Genomic DNA, 15246 nt, shown 5'->3' on the forward strand with positions numbered 1-15246 from the left:
GTCACTTGGTCCGGTCGACAGCCGATGGCTGATGGTGGCGCCGTCTTGCGCCACGGTCCGTCACCGTGTTCCCCCGGGGGTACCCTACGTTCCCCCTTTGGTGCTGCAATGCGTGGCAATGAACTGGACTGCTGCGTAGGGGGGTTGCACTGTGCTGTATGTGCGCGATCTGGTGCGCGAAGTGGTGGCAGAGCACGCGGCCCACGAGTTGCCGCTCGTCGACAGCCTGCGGACGTTGGACGACGGCCGGGTCATCCGCACCCTCGCCGCGGGCGGGCAGAAGCGGGAACCGCTCGGGTTCGGCTATGCCGAAGTGTCCGCGCTGGTCACGCCGGTTGTCTGGCTCGTCCTCGATCAGGCGGCCCGCCGTACGGTGGACCGGGCCACGGAGGGCCTGTTGGCGCGCGGCCGGGCCGGCGTGCGCAGGCTGCTGCGCCGGGCACCGAACACGGCGAAACACACGCTGATCACGCTGGACCCCGGCGAATTGGCGCTGGTCAGAACGCACATCGTGGAACAGGCGACCCAGCGGGGCGTCGATCGCCGGGCGGCCGAGGCGTTGGCCGACAGCGTCGTGGCGCGGATCGCGACGTCGGCCGCGGCCGACGCGGAACACCCCGAAACCCCCGGCACCGCCTCGTGAAGGGCGCCGGGCGGTGAAGGCCCTCGCCGCGCTCCGGAGCGTGACCGGGGCCGGTGGCGCCCTGGGCCAGCGGGTCGAGGAAGGCCGTCCCGCGTTCACCACGGCACGGGCGTTCCGTCCCAGGAGAAGAACGCGCCGGTCGGCCCGTCGTCCGGCAGAAGTGCCAGCCGGACGGCTCCCGCCGCGGCCTCCGCCGGGTCCCCGCCCGCCGAGGCCGCCCGAGAGTTGAGGTCGGTGGCCCGCAGGCCGGGGGCGAGCGCGTTGACCTTGAAACCCTCCTCGGCCAGTGTCTGGGCGTACAGGACGGTGAGGGCGTTGAGGGCGGCCTTCGACGACCGGTACGCGGCCGCGCCGCCACTGCCGCTGGCGAACTGGGGGTTCGGGGTCGTGCTCCAGGTCAGTGATCCGGTTCCGCTGGAGACGTTGACGATTCGGGGGTGCGGGGAGCGTCGCAGGAGGGGCAGGAAGGAGTTGGTGACCGCGACGACCCCGAACACGTTGGTCTCGTACGTGCGCCGGAGGTCGTCCGTGCCGGTCTCGGTCGGCGGGGCGAGCGAGGGCGAGATGCCCGCGTTGTTGACCAGCACGTCGAGCCGGTCCATCTGCTGCGCGGCTGCGGCGATGCTGTCCGGGTCCGTCACGTCGAGGACCAGCAGTCGTGCGGCGCCGCCGATCTCCTCGACGGCCCGCCGCCCGCGCCCGGCGTCGCGGGAGCCCGCGTACACGCGGAAACCCTCCGCGGCGAGCAGGCGGGCGATATGTTGGCCGATGCCCTTGTTGGCACCGGTGACCAGTGCTGTGCGCTCGTTCATGACAGCCACGGTCCCCTGGCGGCGACCGGCCTGCCAGGGACAACCTGTACCAGGCAGCGGGAGGAGAGACCATGGCGCGGCAGGAACTGGCCCGCTTTCTACGGGACCGCCGCTCGACCCTGCGTCCGCACGAGTTCGGCCTGCCCACGAACGCCCCACGCCGGACCGCGGGACTGCGCCGCGAAGAGGTGGCGGAGCTGGCCCACATGTCCGTCGACTACTACGCGCGCCTCGAACAGGCCCGCGGCCCCCGCCCGTCGCCCCACATCCTGGACGCGCTGGCCCAGGCCCTCCGCCTGACGCCGGCCGAACGCAGCCATCTGTTCCGTCTGGCCGGAACGAGCGCGCCGCCGCCCGCCACCGGTGCCGTACGGCGCGTACGGCCGCACGTGGCCCGGATGTTGGAGCGTCTGCCGGAGACCGGCGCGATCGTCACCGACGCGGCTTACGGCGTCGTCGCCTGGAACCCACTGGCCCGTGCCTTGCTGGGCGGCGACCTCGGACGGGGAACGACGAACCTGGCCCGGCGCCGGTTCCTCGGGGAAGGGCGGATGCCCGAGAGCTCCAGCGCCGAGGAGTTCGGGCACATCGTGGTGGCACGGCTGCGCCGGGCCGCCGACCGCTATCCGCACGACCCGCAGCTCGCCGCCCTGCTGGCCGAACTGCACGTCGGCAGCGAGGAGTTCGGCCACATCTGGGAGACCCGACCGGTCCACGCCCCCGGTCACCGCACCAAGACCCTCGACCACCCGACGGCGGGCAGCCTTCGGTTGAACTGCGACGTACTCCTCGTCCCCGAGGACGATCAGGAGGTCGTCCTGATCACGGCCGACCCCGGATCCCCCTCGGCCAGAACCCTGCGCAGGCTGGCCTCGACGGTCTGAGAGGACCGCGGTGGGCCGCGCAGGGTTCTTCGCCGGTGGGCTCAAGAGGTGGTGAAGTCGGTGGCCCAGGTGGTGGAGGAACGGGCGGGGTGGCCGGTGGGTTCCTCGACGGTCCCGGTGACGGCGACGGGCTTGCCGTCATTGGACTCCCACCAGTTCAGCAGGGCGTCGGCGTAGACGGCGGGGATGTAGTCGGCCATCTCCCGCTTCCATTCCTCACGGGTGACGCGGTTGATCGTGATGGGCCGGCCGGTGACGGTGCCGAGCTGGTCGATCTGCTGGGCGAAGGTCATCGACTCGGGGCCGGTGAGGACGAACCGACCGCCGTGGTGGCGGGGGTCGGTGAGGGCGGCGTGGGCGGCTTCCGCGACGTCCTTCTCGTGGCTGGGGTCGTGGTGGGCGCCGGGGAAGGGCAGGCTGACGGGGCGTCCGGCCTTGACGGGCCAGGCCCAGGCACCGGCGTTGGCTGCGAAGGAGCCGGGCCGCAGGATGGTGGTGGTGATCGGCGAGGCGAGCAGGGCCTGTTCCACGTCGAGGTGGGACTTGGCGAGCGGGTCGCTGTCAGGGTCGGGGCCCAGCACTCTGGAGGAGGACAGCAGCACGACATGGGTGACTCCGGCCTGGTGGGCGTGGTGGATGAAGTCGGTGATGTGGTCGGGGGTGGCGTAGAGGAAGACGTTGGTGATACCGGTCAGGGCGGTGCGGAAGGTCGCCGGGACGGTGAGGTCGAGGCGGACGGTGGGGACGCCCGCGGGCGGGGTGAGGGACTCGGGGTGGGCGGAGCCGAGCCGGACGAGCCGGCCCTCGCGGATCAGGGCCTCGTATGCCACTCCCGTCCGGTACGCGGCGGGTTGCGCGGCGAGCTCGGCGTCGGAGGTGTGGTGGGTCATCGCGTGCGGTGCTCCCTACCGGGTGGGCCACGGCGCCACTTCGGCCCGTCACCTCGGCCAACGACCCGCATGCACTGCCCCGTTCGGATGTCGGTGGTGCAATCCACGCGCGCGCCCGCGGCCATGTACGGCTGCACGGCGGAATGGTCGGAGGGCTCCAGCAGCAGTTCGGCCCCCGCGGGATTTTCCGGTGAGACCACAGTCAGCCACCGGGCCTCGCCGAGCGGCACGTCATTCTTCTTCACAAAGCCCAGCACGTCGGTGTAGAAGCGCACGGCCTTTTCCTGGTCGTCGACGAAGACGCTGGTCAGGTGGATCCTCATGGGGCGCCCTCCGGTGTGTCGGGCCTGAGCCATCGGGTCACGATGCGCTCAAGGGGTTCGGTGTTCAGGTCGCGGAACTTGTAGCGGCCTTCGCGCCGCGAATGAACCAGACCTGCGGATTCCAGTACGGCCAGGCACTGACTGATCGCCTGGCGGGACAGGACCAGGCCGTGCTTCGTCACCAGCCGCGTACACATCTCGAACAGTGTCCGGCCATCCCGCTCCACCAACTCGTCGAGGATGCGCCGAGCGCTCCCCCCACCTTTGAATGGATTGGACGGCGAACGCCAGTCACGGCAGGCCGCTCCTCCAGGGTGGCGGTGCCTGGCGGCGGGGTCGCGGCGATGGCGCCTCATCACGCGTGGCGCCCCCACCCCCCGCCGGTATGATTACCGTACGTATCAGTGTGACTGCGGAAGGTGGGCGGGCGTATGGGCGGCGGATGCGGTTCGGCGGTGGTGACCGGAGTTGCGGTGGCCCTACCTGCGATCTCCTACAGCCAAGAGGAGTACGCCCTCCTGGAGGGCAACGACGCCAAACAACGGCTCATCGACCGGATCGCCGCCTGTTCGGGCATTTCACGACGGCATGTGGCGGTGAGCCCGCTGCTCGACGACGTCAAGCACTGGTCCACGGCCGCACGGATGTGCCGCTACCAGGAAGAGGCGCTCCCGCTGTGCAAGGACGCCGTGGCGTCGGCCCTGACCGAGACCTGCACCGACCCGGCCGACGTCGGCCTGATATGCGTGACGTCCTCCACCGGATACGCCGCACCGGGCCTGGACACCCGACTGGCACGGGACGTGGGGATGCCGTCCACGGTGCAGCGCCTCCTGGTGGGGCACATGGGCTGCCTGGCGGCCCTGCCGGCCCTGGCCGCATGCGCCAACTTCGTCCGCACCCAGAAGCGGTCGGCCGTGCTCGTGAACGCGGAACTGTCGTCGTTGCACCTGCAGCCGCCGCCCTGGGACGCCTCCCAGCAGTTGGTGAACGCGCTCTTCGGCGATGCCGTCACGGCCACCGTCATCCAATCCGAGCTGCCCACCGGGGTCGGCCACGGCCTGAAGATCATCGACGTCGTCGCGCAGACCGATACCGAGCACGAGGACTACATGTCGCTCACGGTCGGCGACCACGGCTTCCGGATGGGCCTGTCTCCCCGCGTGCCCGAGGTGCTCGAACGCCATCTGCCGACCATGGTCGGCGACCTGCTGTCCCGTCACTCGATCAGCCTCACCGACGTGGACTGGTGGGCGGTCCACCCCGGTGGGCCGCGCATCCTCGACGCCACCGAGAGCAGTCTCGGCCTGCCGCCCGAGGCCCTCGCCGCCTCCCGGCACGTGCTGCAGGAACACGGCAACTGCGCCTCAGCGGGCCTGCCACTCGTGGTGGAGGAGTTGCAGCACCGGTCTCCGCTGGCACCCGAGCAGTACGGCCTGGCCTTGGCCTTCGGCCCCGGGCTGACCCTGTACGCGGTTCTGCTCCTCGGCGTCTGACCCCGCGCAGGGGACAGGGCTCCGAGCCGATCCACAGGAGTCACCGTGCCCAGACCCACCAGCACCACCACCGCGACCGAAGACCTGCCGCCCGGATTCCGGCCCGGGTCACCGACCGGCCGCTCCCGGCTCGCCGCTCTCGGACGCCTTGTGGTCCGCCTGCGGGTACCGGTGCTGCTGGTCGTGCTGCTGGCCATGGCCGCCGCGGTGCCGATCGGTGGGGACGTCACCGACCGCCTGTCCAGCGGCGGCTTCACCGACCGGGCGGCGGAGTCCACGAAGGCCGAGACGTTCCTCACCGACCGCTTCGGAACAGGCGTCCCCAACCTGGCACTTCTGGCCCGCGCCCCGGGACCGGTCGACGAGCCACGGACCGCGACCGCCGGGCGGGACCTCACCAGGCGGCTCGCCCAGGAGCCCGGCGTACTGTCGGTCACCTCGTATTGGACCGTCCCGCACGACTCGGCGGCACCGCTGAGGGCCCGCGACGGGCGTTCGGCGCTGGTGCTCCTGCGACTGGGCGGCGACGAGGACGAGGTGCGGACGACCGCGAAGAGGCTCTCCCCCCACGTCACGGGCCGTCAGGGAGTACTGCAGGTCTCCGCAACCGGGTTCGCGCAGGTCGCGGTGGAGGTCCAAAAGCGCAGCCAGCAGGACCTCTTCCGGGCCGAAGCGTATGCCGCCCCGGTCATCCTGCTCATTCTGCTCTTCGTGTTCGGTAGTGCGGCGGCAGCCGTCCTGCCGCTGCTCATCGGGGTGTTCTCCATCCTGGGCACGTTCGTCGTCCTGCGGGTGCTCTCCGAACTGACCTCGGTGTCCATCTTCGCGACCAACATCACCACGGCACTGGGGCTGGGACTGGCCATCGACTACAGCCTGTTCATCGTCACCCGGTACCGGGAGGAGCTGGCCCGCGGCCTCGGCACCACCGAAGCGGTCGCGCAGAGCGTCCGCACGGCCGGGCGCACGGTGCTGTTCTCCGCGCTGACGGTGGCCCTCTCGCTCTCCGCCCTGATGGTCTTCCCGCTGTACTTCCTGCGCTCCTTCGCCTACGCGGGCGTGGCGGTGGTGACGCTCGCGGCCTTCGCTGCGCTGGTGGTGCTGCCCGCGGCGTTGGGACTGCTCGGCCCGCGGATCGACGCGCTGGACGTACGCCGGCTGTTCCGGCGCGGACCGCGACCGGGCGGCGATCCGGGGACGGGGGCGGCGCCGGCCGCCAAGAACGGCGCCTTCTGGCACCGGCTCGCCTCCGCGGTCATGCGGCGGCCGGTGCTGTGCGCGGTCGCCGTGATCGCCGTCCTGGTGGTGCTGGGGCTGCCGTTCACCCGGGTCTCCTTCGGCATGGTCGACGACCGGGTGCTGCCCGCCGACGCGCCCGCGCACCGTACGGCGCAGTTCGTGCGGGAGGAGTTCGCCAGTCGCGAGTCCTCCGCGCTGTCCGTGGTGCTGCCCACCGTCGGCGACAGCTCCGGGGACCGTGATCGCGTCGCCGCCTATGCCACCCGCTTGTCGGGCCTGCCGGGCGTGGCCCGGGTGGACACCGTCACCGGCTCCTACGTCGCGGGGCGGCGGGTGGCGCCCCCCTCCACCGCCTCGGCCTCCTTCGGCGCCGGTGGCGCCAGCTGGCTGTCGGTGGTGCCCTCGGTCGAGCCGTACTCCTCCGCCGGCACCGCGCTGGTCGAACGGTTGCGAACGGGCCGCGCACCGGGCCCGGTGCTCGTGGGCGGTGACGCCGCGGTGCTCCAGGACACCCGTGGCACGCTCGTCAGTCGAGTCCCCGTGGCCATGCTGATCATCGGCGCCACGACCATGGTGCTGCTGTTCCTGTTCACCGGCAGCGTGCTGATCCCGGTCAAGGCCGTACTGCTCAATGTGCTCAGTCTGTCGGCGACGTTCGGCGCCATGGTCTACGTCTTCCAGGAAGGTCACCTGCGCGCGCTGGTGGGAGGTTTCACGGTGACCGGATCGGTGGAGATCACCATGCCGGTACTGATGTTCTGCGTCGCCTTCGGACTGTCCATGGACTACGAGGTGTTCCTGCTGTCGCGGATCAAGGAGGTGTACGCGGAGACCGGGGACAACACCCTGGCCGTCGCCATCGGACTGGAACGCACCGGACGCCTGGTCAGCGCCGCGGCCGCGCTCGTTGCCGTCGTCATGATCGCGCTGGCGACGTCCGGGATCACCTTCCTGAAGCTGCTGGGCGTGGGCCTGGCGCTGGCCGTGCTGCTGGACGCCACGTTGGTGCGCGGCGTCCTCGTGCCGGCCGTGATGCGGCTCGCGGGGCGCGCAAACTGGTGGGCGCCGCCTCCGCTGCGCCGCCTGCACGACAGGCTGGGGCTCTCCGAGGAATGAACGGGCGACACGTCGTCCGTGACCACCGCGCTTGGTCCTGCGCACGGGAACTCGTCCTGGCGGTCCGCCACTTGGGCCGTGCTCAGCCCGCGCCCACGGGCAATGGACCGAGCCGGGACTCCAGCCAGGCCGGTAGGGCCAGCAGCCGGACGCCCTCGTACTGCCCGGTTCGGACCACCGTGCACTGTTTCTGATCTGTCGCGTGCGCAATGCAACAGCCCGCCCGTGACCGCCAACTACATCGCGTCAGAGCGGTAGTTGAGGGCTACCTCTCGGCACGGCGCGGGGCAGGTCGTCGCCATGAGGGTCGGCCGGGTGGCCGTCACCCGTGGTGTTGGAGACGTACCGCCAGCGCCGGGCACTGGTTGACGGCGCGGCGGGCGCCGTGCTCCTGCCAGGGGGCGACCGGGACGGTGGTGGAGGTGGGGTAGCCGTGCGGGCCGAGGCGGATGAGGTCGGGCGCGAGGACGGCGCACAGACCGTGGCCTGCGCAGCGGGACCAATCCACCTCAAGGTGGGGGCCCTTCGCGGGCGGGAGGGGCAGCACACCGCGCACGGGACGGCCGCAGCCGGAACCGGACAGGTGGGCGTCGAGGTCCTCGGCGAAGACATCGAGCGCGGTGAGGACGAAGCGGGCCACGCCGTCCGGGTGCGAACAGGCGCCCCCGCCCTGGGCCGCGCCGAGGGCGCGCCGGGCGTCCGCCAGCGCCGTGGGACGGGCCGCGCCCGCGGCCAACCCGGCCAGGGCCTCGGCCGCCTCGGGAAGGCCGCGCTTGCACGGCCCGCACTGGCCGGCGGACTCGGCCGCCAACCAGGCCGCGACCCGGGCGGTCTCGCCGAGTGGGCAGGTGCTGTCGGGGAGCGTCACGATCGCGCCCGCGCCGAGGGTTCCGCCGAGGCGGGCGAGTCCGGCGCGGGAGAGCGGTGCGTCGACGGCATCGGGGTGCAGCCAGGCACCGTGGTAGCCGCCCACCAGCACCCCGGCGCCCGGCTGGAGGCCGCAGGCGTCCAGCACCGGGCCCAGCCGGGTGCCGGTCGGAACTTCGACCACCAGTGGATCGGTGCCCGGACGGTTGACGGTGAGCAGGACCGTGCCGGGTTCGTCGGCGGTGCCGACGGCGGCGTAGGCGTCGGGTCCGAGTCGGGCCGCGATGGCGAGCTGGGCCCAGGTCTCGGCGTTGGAGAGCAGTGTCGGACGGCGCCGCACGCCGCCCGTTCCGCCGTCGGCCGCGCGGGCCTTCAGTGGTGCCGGGACCGCCGGCAGTCCGTTGATGGCACGGATCAGGGCTCCGGACTCGCCGGAGGTGAAGCTTTCGGGTAGGCACAACGTCCGCGCCCGGCAGGGAAGTTCGCGCTCGGCGAGGGCGGCCGGGACCGAGATCTCACCGGGACTGCCCGCAGCGACGCCGATGACGATCTCCGCGGCGCCGAACGCGGATGCGGCCAGGCACGCGCCGTCCAGTACCAGATGCGGCACGCGGGCGAGCAGCATCGTGTCCTTGGCGCTGGACGGTTCGCCCTCGGCGCCGTTCACGACGATGACCGGCGGCGCGCCGGTGCGGTCGGCGGTGGCGAGCGTGGCCCGGACCTTGCGGGCGAAGGGGAAGCCGGCGCCGCCGCGGCCGGGCAGGCCGATGGCCTCGGCCAGGACGAGCAGCGCGTCCCGGTCCGGTCGGTGGAGCGGCGGGTGGACGCGGGTGTGCGCGGGGAGGTCCAGGCGTTGGTGGCGGTCCAGCCCGGCAGTCAGCCGGGCCGGGTCCAGCCAGCTCACGTCCGGCAGCTTCAGCGGGGCGCCCTTCACTCGCCGCTCCCCGGCTGGGCCAGTCGGAGCGGCCGGGCTCCTGGCCTTGCTGCATGCCTGGCCTGTCTGGGCAGGCCGGCGGCCTGTCCGGCCCGGGGGACCGCCGTCGTCGGTGCCGCGGGGCGGGCGCCCCGGGCGAGCGGACGGGTGCCGGTGGCGGGTCGGGCGGACTGACTGGACAGGGCGGCCAGCGCGGTGGGGCGGGCGGTGGCGGGCCGGTACGCCTTGGCGCCGCGCCGGCGGCGGCTCCGGGTGCGGTGGCGGCCCAGGTGGGACAGGGAACGGACCAGCAGTGCGAGCGCGACCAGGGCCGCGAACAGGCCGTATCCCCAGACCACCCCTGCGTGCGCCGTGCGCCCCGCCGTCAGCCCGTGTATCAGTGCGACGGGCCAGCAGACATACGCCGTCGCGTGCCACACCCGCCACAGCCAGGGGCGGCGGCTGCCGGCGAACCTGCCGCGGAGGACGCCGGTGGCCGTGATCAGGACGAGCAGGTCGGCGGCGACGGTGCCCAGGCTCACCGCGAGGGCGGTGCCGCCGGTGAACGGGGCCACCGCGGTCGGCGGGGCGGCGTGCCGCTCGACGACCTTGACGGCGATGTGGGTGGCCAGGAAGCCGAGCGCCGCCACGGTGCTCGCCCGGTGCAGCGACTGTACGGCCACCCGCAGTCGTGGCGTGAGCACCAGACGGTCGGTGGCGGCGAGCCCGCATGCCACGACGGCAGTCAGCGAGAGCAGGGTCAGGACGCCGGCGAAGGAGTCCAGGAAGGCCGTCGTGCGGCCGGCCGCGCCGGTCGGAGCGGCAGCGAGCGAAGGCGGGACGAGCTGGGCGAGGCTGGGCATGGGGCACCTTCTTCCTTGCGCCCGGATGACCCGGCCGAGGCCGTGGCCAAGCCGGATCGGGGTTCCGGATGGCCACGTCGGGGAGGGGGCACCACCGGAGGTGCGGCACAGGCGGCACTACGCGACAGCGCACATTGTTAGCTCGTTCCCCAGGCACTGACAACGGCGTGGGATACGGCCCGCGACCGTACCGAGCCCCGGGGGCGGCGCCGGTTTCTCCGACGCCCGCCGGGAGTTGTGGTCCACGGTCGCGCGTAGTAGATGCCGAGTGTGGCGTGACCAAGCTCACCTGGGGTTTGCGCGGCTTCGTAGAGATCGCCGCCGATCTGCGCCCCGGTCTCGGCGGCGCGGTACACGCTCGCCGCCCGGATCGGGCCCAGTCGGGCGGGTACGGGCCGCAGCGGGACGGTCTGTGCCGCCTCGGCGATGCGGCGGACCTGGTCGAGTTCGTTCTGCCTGCGGGTTTGGGCGGCGCTACTCATCGTGATGCCGGCCAGGGACACCAGCGACAGGGCCAACAGGTTCGTGTAGACCTGCTGGCTCCCCCATGCCTGGTTGTAGGCGGCCGTGGTGATGCTGACGAGCATGGCCAGGGCCGCCCGCCGCGAGAGTGCCTTTCGGGCCCATCGTCACCGCGGCCAGCGCCGGCGTCGCCGTGAGCAGGGGGCCGGTGTACAGGAAGTGCGCGGGCGAGAGGTCAATGGCGACGACGAGCAGTGCGATCACGAAAGGAAGGCACTGCAGCAACGTGACGAGTTCCCGACGGCCGCTCGGGCGGGCCGCAGCAGCTGAGCGGAAAGGCGACCGCATGGCTACCCGCTCCTCACGTGAAGCGCGGGACTCCTCCACCGACATCGTCTCTCGGTACCGGCTGCCCGCGCAGCTTCCCGGTGCACCGGCGGGGCCGACGGCGCTCCGGCCTCCTTGGTGCCGTGGCCGGCCCGGGCGGCACGGTGGCTGTCCGGGTCGGCCACGGCGCGCCGGTCAGAGGGGGCGGGTGAAGGCGACCCGGTCCAGCGACGGGCCGTCGTAGTCGGTGATCGGGGCGGAGTTGGTGAAGCCCATGGCGTTGTGGAAGGCGATGGAGCGGGCGTTCTGGGGCGAGGTGATCGCCTTGACCAGGGTGCGGCCGTCGGCGCGGGCCATGTCGAAGAACCGCTCGTAGAGGTAGCGGCCCAGGCCGGAGCGGCGCCAGGCGGGGGCGACGCCCGTGAAGTGGATGTACGCCTCCTTGGGCTTGGACGGCGAGAGGAAGCCGATGACGAAGCCGGCCAGTTCGCCGTCGCGTTCGGCGATCAGGCTGGTCGCGAAGAAGTGGTCGACGAAGACCCGTGTCAGGTCGCGGGAGGCGGGGCGACCCCACCAGTCGTCGACCACCCCGACGATGGTGTCGAAGTCCTCCGGCCCCGCCGGGCGTGTCGTGAAGGACTGCAGGGGGTCGGCGCTCGACGAGCCGAGCTTCCTGCGGAAGACCACACGGTGCTGCCCGGGGCCGTCGTAGTCACTGTGGACGGGCAGGCCGGCCGACTCCAGGTCGCCGGGGGCCAGTTCGAAGCCCATGGCCTTGTGGAAGGCGATGGAGCCGGTGTTCTGCGGTGAGGTGATGGCACGCACCTCGGTGCGGCCGGCCGCCGCGGCGCGCTCGAAGAAGCGGGTGTAGAGGCGGCGGGCGATGCCCTGCTGGCGCAGCTGCGGGTCCACGCCGACGAAGTGGATGTATGCCTGCTGTTCGTCGTCGGCGGAGTGGAAGCCGACCAGGAAGGCCCGGATGCCGGTCGCGTCCTCCAGGACCAGACTGGTGGCGGCGAAGTGCTGGAGGAAGAGCCGCGGCAGCAACAGGGAGAGCTCCCGGGCCTGTTCGGGGGTGCGGGAGTCGCCCCACCACTGCTGGACGCACTCCACGAGTGTGGGGTAGTCGGCCGTGCGGGCCCGGCGTACGTGGTGCATGCCTTGCCTTTCCGTCGTTTCGGTTGCCGTGGGTTGCCTCTGCGTCGGCGCGGGCACCGCCGACTCTACTTTTGCGGTGGTGTGTCGCTGCCCCGTTCCGGGCCGCCGTCCGGGATCACCGGGAGGGTGACCTTGGACGGGTGCGCGGCGTCGTGGAGCACGGTCTGGTGCGCCGTGCGGCGGGCCGTGGACTGCCCCAGCCAGCTGCCGGTGTTGGGGTTCGGGTCGTACTGGGGGTAGTCGCTGGAGGAGATGTCCAGCCGGATCCGGTGGCCCTTCCGGAAGAGGTTGCTGGTCGGCCACACCTTGATGGTGTAGGCGTACACCTTGCCCGGGACGATGGGGGTGGGCTCGGTCGAGGATGTCCGGTAACTGGCGCGCACGATACCGCTGTTGAGATTGACGGCCGTGCCGTCGGGGTGCACGTCGACCAGTTTGGCGGTCCAGTCGGTGTCCGGGGCCGATGAGGCGGCGTACAGCTTCACCGTGATCGGTCCGGTGACCTCGGTGTCCCGTGCCAGCGGCTCGCTCGTGTAGACGGCGATGTCCGGGCGCTGTTCGATCTGCTGTTGGTCGTACGGGCCCTGGGTGCTGATCGCGGCCGTGCAGCAGGAGTGGCCGCCGACGCTGGGGACGGGGTTGCGCGGGTCGTAGGTGTAGTGGTCGGCCGGTGCGCGGTGGTGCCGGCCCGGTGGTGTGGTGGAGAGCGTGCCGTCCTGGGTGTTGCCCGCGGCGTGGCCGGTGCTGCCCAGGTAGTAGTCCTGCCAACGGGTCTGCGGCAGCGGCCAGGTGGGGGCGGTGCGCCACTTGTCGGCGCCCATGACGAAGTAGTCGACGCCGTTGCGCCCGACACCGTTGTCCCTGCCTTTGAGGTGGTGGTCCCACCAGGCGAGCATCATCTCGTTGATGGGGCTGTTGCCGGCCGGGCCGATGGCCTTGAGGAGGGGTGCGGGCGCGCTGGTCGGGCGGCCCCAGCCGGTGTGGTCCCAGGGGCCGATGACCAGCCGCTGGTTGGCGCGGGCCGCCGGCGAGCCGGCCCGCGCCACCATGCCCTGGTAGTTGTTGACCGAGCCGTCCAGGAAGGCGTCGTACCAGCCCGCGTAGTTGAGCACCGGGATGTCGATCTTCGGGTAGTGCTCCTTGGGGGCCCATCGGCGCCAGTAGTCGTCGTAGGTGCGGTGCTTGATCCAGTCGAAGAAGTACGGGGCGACCTTCGGGTCACCGGGGTGGAAGGGCCGGAAGGCGTTGTACGGTGCCGTGCCCAGCCAGCCGTTGACGTCCTGGTAGTCGCGGTTGACCTGGTGGTAGGTGGCCCAGTCGCGCCGGTTGGCGGCGGCCGAGGGGACGATCTTGCGCATGGCCCACGGGATGACGAAGTTCAGCCGGAACGCGCCGCCCTCGTAGGTCCAGCCGTCGTCGTAGTCGTCGGAGGTCAGGGCCGGCACGATCGTCTTCAGATGCGGCGGGCGCTCCGCGGCGGCGAGCCACTGGGTGGCCCCGACGTAGGAGGAGCCGTACATGCCCACCTTGCCGTTGGAGCCGGGCAGTCGGGCGGCCCACTCCACGCTGTCGTAGCCGTCCTTGCCCTCGTTGGCGAACTCGTAGAAGTCACCGTCCGAGGCGTACTGGCCGCGCACGTCCTGTATGACGACGAGGTAGCAGTGCGAGGCGAACCACTGCGGGGACTGGTAGCTCGACGGCTGCACCTCGGCGTCCGCCTTGCCGTATTGGGTCCGCATCAGGATGACCGGGACCTTGTCGCCGGTCAGCGGCCGGTAGACGTCGGCGCGCAGGACGGTGCCGTCCCGCATCGTGGCGCCGACGTCGGTGGTCCTGCGGACCTCGCAGGGGCCCCGGCCGGTGTCCGGGGGCCACTGCCCGGACGCTGTCGAGGCGGCGGGGAGGCCGTCGGAGACCCGGGGGCCAGGACCTGCGGTGTGGGCCGGGGACGCGGTCGCGCGGGTGAGGAGCATCGGTGACGCGGCCAGGGCGAGGACCGTGGTGACGGCCGCGGTCAGTCGGCGGGCCCGGGGTGACGGTCGTTTCACCGTCGTGCCTCCCCTCCCGCCGGTGCGGGGCGATGCAGTGTGTCCGGGCCGATCTGCGCCACCCGCGTGCATCCGACGAGTCCCATCGTCAGGTCGAGGTCGGCGAGGAGGCTGCGGACGACGTGCCGCACTCCGTCGGCGCCGCCGAGGGCCAGGCCGTAGACGTAGGGGCGGCCGAGCAGTACGGCACGGGCGCCCAGGGCCAGGGCCTTGAAGGCGTCCGCGCCGCTGCGGATCCCGGAGTCGAAGAGCACCTCCGTCTCGCCGCCGGCCTCGGCCACGACGTCGACGAGGGCGTCGAGGGCGGCGACCGCTCCGTCCACCTGGCGCCCTCCGTGGTTGGAGACCACGACACCGTCCATACCGGCGGTCACGGCGCGGCGGGCGTCCTGGGGGTGCAGGATGCCCTTGAGCACGATCGGGCCGTCCCAGTGCTCGCGCAGGAAGCCCAGTTCGTCCCAGGTGTGTGCCTTGCCGCTGAAGATCGGAAGCCACTGCATGGCCGCCGCGCGCGGGTCCTCCTCGACGGGGCGGTCGAGGCGGGAGCGGAAGACCGGGTCGGACAGCGGGATGGCCACGCCGTTGCCGCGGAGGAACGGCAGGTATGCCTGGTCCAGGTCGTGCGGGCGCCAGGCCAGCTGCCAGGTGTCCAGCGTGACGACGAGCGTGGTGTAGCCCGTCGCGCGGGCCCGGGCGAGGATGCTCGCGGTCACCTCCTCGTCGTGCGGCCAGTACAGCTGGAACCAGCGCTGCCCGGTGCCGTTGGCCTCGGCGACCTCCTCGATGGTGTGCGAGGAGGCGGTGCTGAGCACCATGGGGATCCCGGTGGCCTCGGCCGCCCGGGCGGTGGCCAGTTCGCCTTCGGGGTGGAGGGCGGACTGCACGCCGATGGGGGCGAGCAGCACCGGGGCGGCCAGTTCGCTGCCGAGGACGGTGGTGCGCAGGTCGCGGGGGGCGGCGTCGCGCAGCATGCGCGGAACGATGCGGTGGGCGTCGAACGCGGCGCGGTTGGCCCGGGCGGTGGCCCCGGTACCGGCCGCGCCCGCGACGTACCCGTACGGCTGTGGGTCGATCCGTTCGCGGGCCGCGTCCTCCAAGGCCGACAGGTCCGTGGTGAAGGGGGGTACCTGGTCCTCCAGGCCCTTGAGGTAGATCTCGAACTGGTAGTCCGCGAAACCGCGTCGGGGCGCTGCCATACCTTCTCC

General features: G+C 72.1%; 14 protein-coding genes. 4 read left to right on the forward strand and 10 right to left on the reverse strand.

Annotated features, from left to right (window positions below):
* The first annotated feature begins 160 nt into the window (after nucleotides 1-160).
* Nucleotides 161-643, forward strand: coding sequence for a hypothetical protein (locus JNO44_RS01565; protein ID WP_240167362.1), 483 nt, complete (start codon nucleotides 161-163; stop codon nucleotides 641-643).
* A gap of 95 nt (nucleotides 644-738) precedes the next feature.
* Here the strand turns inward: JNO44_RS01565 and JNO44_RS01570 are convergent, their stop codons facing one another.
* Nucleotides 739-1455: an SDR family oxidoreductase gene (locus JNO44_RS01570; protein ID WP_205360657.1), complete on the reverse strand. Its 717-nt coding sequence runs from the start codon at nucleotides 1453-1455 to the stop codon at nucleotides 739-741.
* Nucleotides 1456-1526: 71 nt separating this feature from the next.
* On the opposite strand from JNO44_RS01570, the gene JNO44_RS01575 reads away from it, so the two are divergent.
* Complete coding sequence (locus tag JNO44_RS01575) at nucleotides 1527-2339, forward strand: helix-turn-helix transcriptional regulator (protein ID WP_205360659.1); 813 nt, start codon at nucleotides 1527-1529, stop codon at nucleotides 2337-2339.
* Between the two features lie 41 nt (nucleotides 2340-2380).
* Here the strand turns inward: JNO44_RS01575 and JNO44_RS01580 are convergent, their stop codons facing one another.
* Genes JNO44_RS01580 through JNO44_RS01590 form a run of 3 tightly spaced genes read right to left on the reverse strand, consistent with a single transcriptional unit; the run spans nucleotide 2381 to nucleotide 3794 of the window.
* Nucleotides 2381-3229 carry an SDR family oxidoreductase gene (locus tag JNO44_RS01580; protein ID WP_205360661.1) on the reverse strand — a complete coding sequence of 283 codons (849 nt, stop codon included), beginning with the start codon at nucleotides 3227-3229 and terminating at the stop codon, nucleotides 2381-2383.
* Nucleotides 3226-3552, reverse strand: a complete 327-nt coding sequence (locus JNO44_RS01585; protein WP_205360663.1) for a VOC family protein — start codon at nucleotides 3550-3552, stop codon at nucleotides 3226-3228. The genes JNO44_RS01580 and JNO44_RS01585 overlap by 4 nt, the downstream gene beginning before the upstream one ends.
* Nucleotides 3549-3794, reverse strand: coding sequence for a helix-turn-helix domain-containing protein (locus JNO44_RS01590; protein WP_240167920.1), 246 nt, complete (start codon nucleotides 3792-3794; stop codon nucleotides 3549-3551). The genes JNO44_RS01585 and JNO44_RS01590 overlap by 4 nt, the downstream gene beginning before the upstream one ends.
* Nucleotides 3795-4025: 231 nt before the next feature.
* On the opposite strand from JNO44_RS01590, the gene JNO44_RS01595 reads away from it, so the two are divergent.
* Both JNO44_RS01595 and JNO44_RS01600 read left to right on the forward strand, forming a co-directional pair.
* Nucleotides 4026-5048, forward strand: a complete 1023-nt coding sequence (locus JNO44_RS01595) for a type III polyketide synthase (RefSeq protein ID WP_240167363.1) — start codon at nucleotides 4026-4028, stop codon at nucleotides 5046-5048.
* A gap of 45 nt (nucleotides 5049-5093) precedes the next feature.
* Complete coding sequence (locus tag JNO44_RS01600; RefSeq protein ID WP_205360667.1) at nucleotides 5094-7403, forward strand: MMPL family transporter; 2310 nt, start codon at nucleotides 5094-5096, stop codon at nucleotides 7401-7403.
* Between the two features lie 322 nt (nucleotides 7404-7725).
* Here the strand turns inward: JNO44_RS01600 and JNO44_RS01605 are convergent, their stop codons facing one another.
* From JNO44_RS01605 to JNO44_RS01630, 6 genes are all read right to left on the reverse strand, one after another.
* Nucleotides 7726-9204: an NADH-quinone oxidoreductase subunit NuoF family protein gene (locus tag JNO44_RS01605; protein ID WP_240167921.1), complete on the reverse strand. Its 1479-nt coding sequence runs from the start codon at nucleotides 9202-9204 to the stop codon at nucleotides 7726-7728.
* Nucleotides 9201-10046, reverse strand: a complete 846-nt coding sequence (locus JNO44_RS01610; RefSeq protein WP_205360669.1) for a dermokine domain-containing protein — start codon at nucleotides 10044-10046, stop codon at nucleotides 9201-9203. The genes JNO44_RS01605 and JNO44_RS01610 overlap by 4 nt, the downstream gene beginning before the upstream one ends.
* Before the next feature lie 137 nt (nucleotides 10047-10183).
* Entirely contained in the window at nucleotides 10184-10633 is a 450-nt protein-coding gene (locus JNO44_RS44735) for a hypothetical protein (protein ID WP_338058551.1), read from the reverse strand.
* 397 nt (nucleotides 10634-11030) lie between these two features.
* On the reverse strand, nucleotides 11031-11993 hold the full coding sequence (locus tag JNO44_RS01620; protein WP_205360671.1) for a GNAT family N-acetyltransferase: 963 nt from the start codon (nucleotides 11991-11993) through the stop codon (nucleotides 11031-11033).
* 65 nt (nucleotides 11994-12058) lie between these two features.
* Complete coding sequence (locus JNO44_RS01625) at nucleotides 12059-14041, reverse strand: CocE/NonD family hydrolase (RefSeq protein ID WP_205360673.1); 1983 nt, start codon at nucleotides 14039-14041, stop codon at nucleotides 12059-12061.
* On the reverse strand, nucleotides 14038-15237 hold the full coding sequence (locus JNO44_RS01630) for a lactate 2-monooxygenase (RefSeq protein ID WP_205360675.1): 1200 nt from the start codon (nucleotides 15235-15237) through the stop codon (nucleotides 14038-14040). The genes JNO44_RS01625 and JNO44_RS01630 overlap by 4 nt, the downstream gene beginning before the upstream one ends.
* Between the last annotated feature and the right edge of the window lie 9 nt (nucleotides 15238-15246).

Source organism: Streptomyces noursei (genome assembly GCF_016917755.1).
GTDB classification, from domain to species: domain Bacteria; phylum Actinomycetota; class Actinomycetes; order Streptomycetales; family Streptomycetaceae; genus Streptomyces; species Streptomyces yunnanensis.

What these genes read in the sequence shown, in the direction of transcription:
- JNO44_RS01570 (WP_205360657.1), bottom strand. Translation starts at nt 1,455, where the DNA reads ATGAACGAGCGCACAGCACTGGTCACCGGTGCCAACAAGGGCATCGGC.
- JNO44_RS01575 (WP_205360659.1), top strand. Translation starts at nt 1,527, where the DNA reads ATGGCGCGGCAGGAACTGGCCCGCTTTCTACGGGACCGCCGCTCGACC.
- JNO44_RS01580 (WP_205360661.1), bottom strand. Translation starts at nt 3,229, where the DNA reads ATGACCCACCACACCTCCGACGCCGAGCTCGCCGCGCAACCCGCCGCG.
- JNO44_RS01585 (WP_205360663.1), bottom strand. Translation starts at nt 3,552, where the DNA reads ATGAGGATCCACCTGACCAGCGTCTTCGTCGACGACCAGGAAAAGGCC.
- JNO44_RS01610 (WP_205360669.1), bottom strand. Translation starts at nt 10,046, where the DNA reads ATGCCCAGCCTCGCCCAGCTCGTCCCGCCTTCGCTCGCTGCCGCTCCG.
- JNO44_RS44735 (WP_338058551.1), bottom strand. Translation starts at nt 10,633, where the DNA reads ATGCTCGTCAGCATCACCACGGCCGCCTACAACCAGGCATGGGGGAGC.
- JNO44_RS01620 (WP_205360671.1), bottom strand. Translation starts at nt 11,993, where the DNA reads ATGCACCACGTACGCCGGGCCCGCACGGCCGACTACCCCACACTCGTG.
- JNO44_RS01630 (WP_205360675.1), bottom strand. Translation starts at nt 15,237, where the DNA reads ATGGCAGCGCCCCGACGCGGTTTCGCGGACTACCAGTTCGAGATCTAC.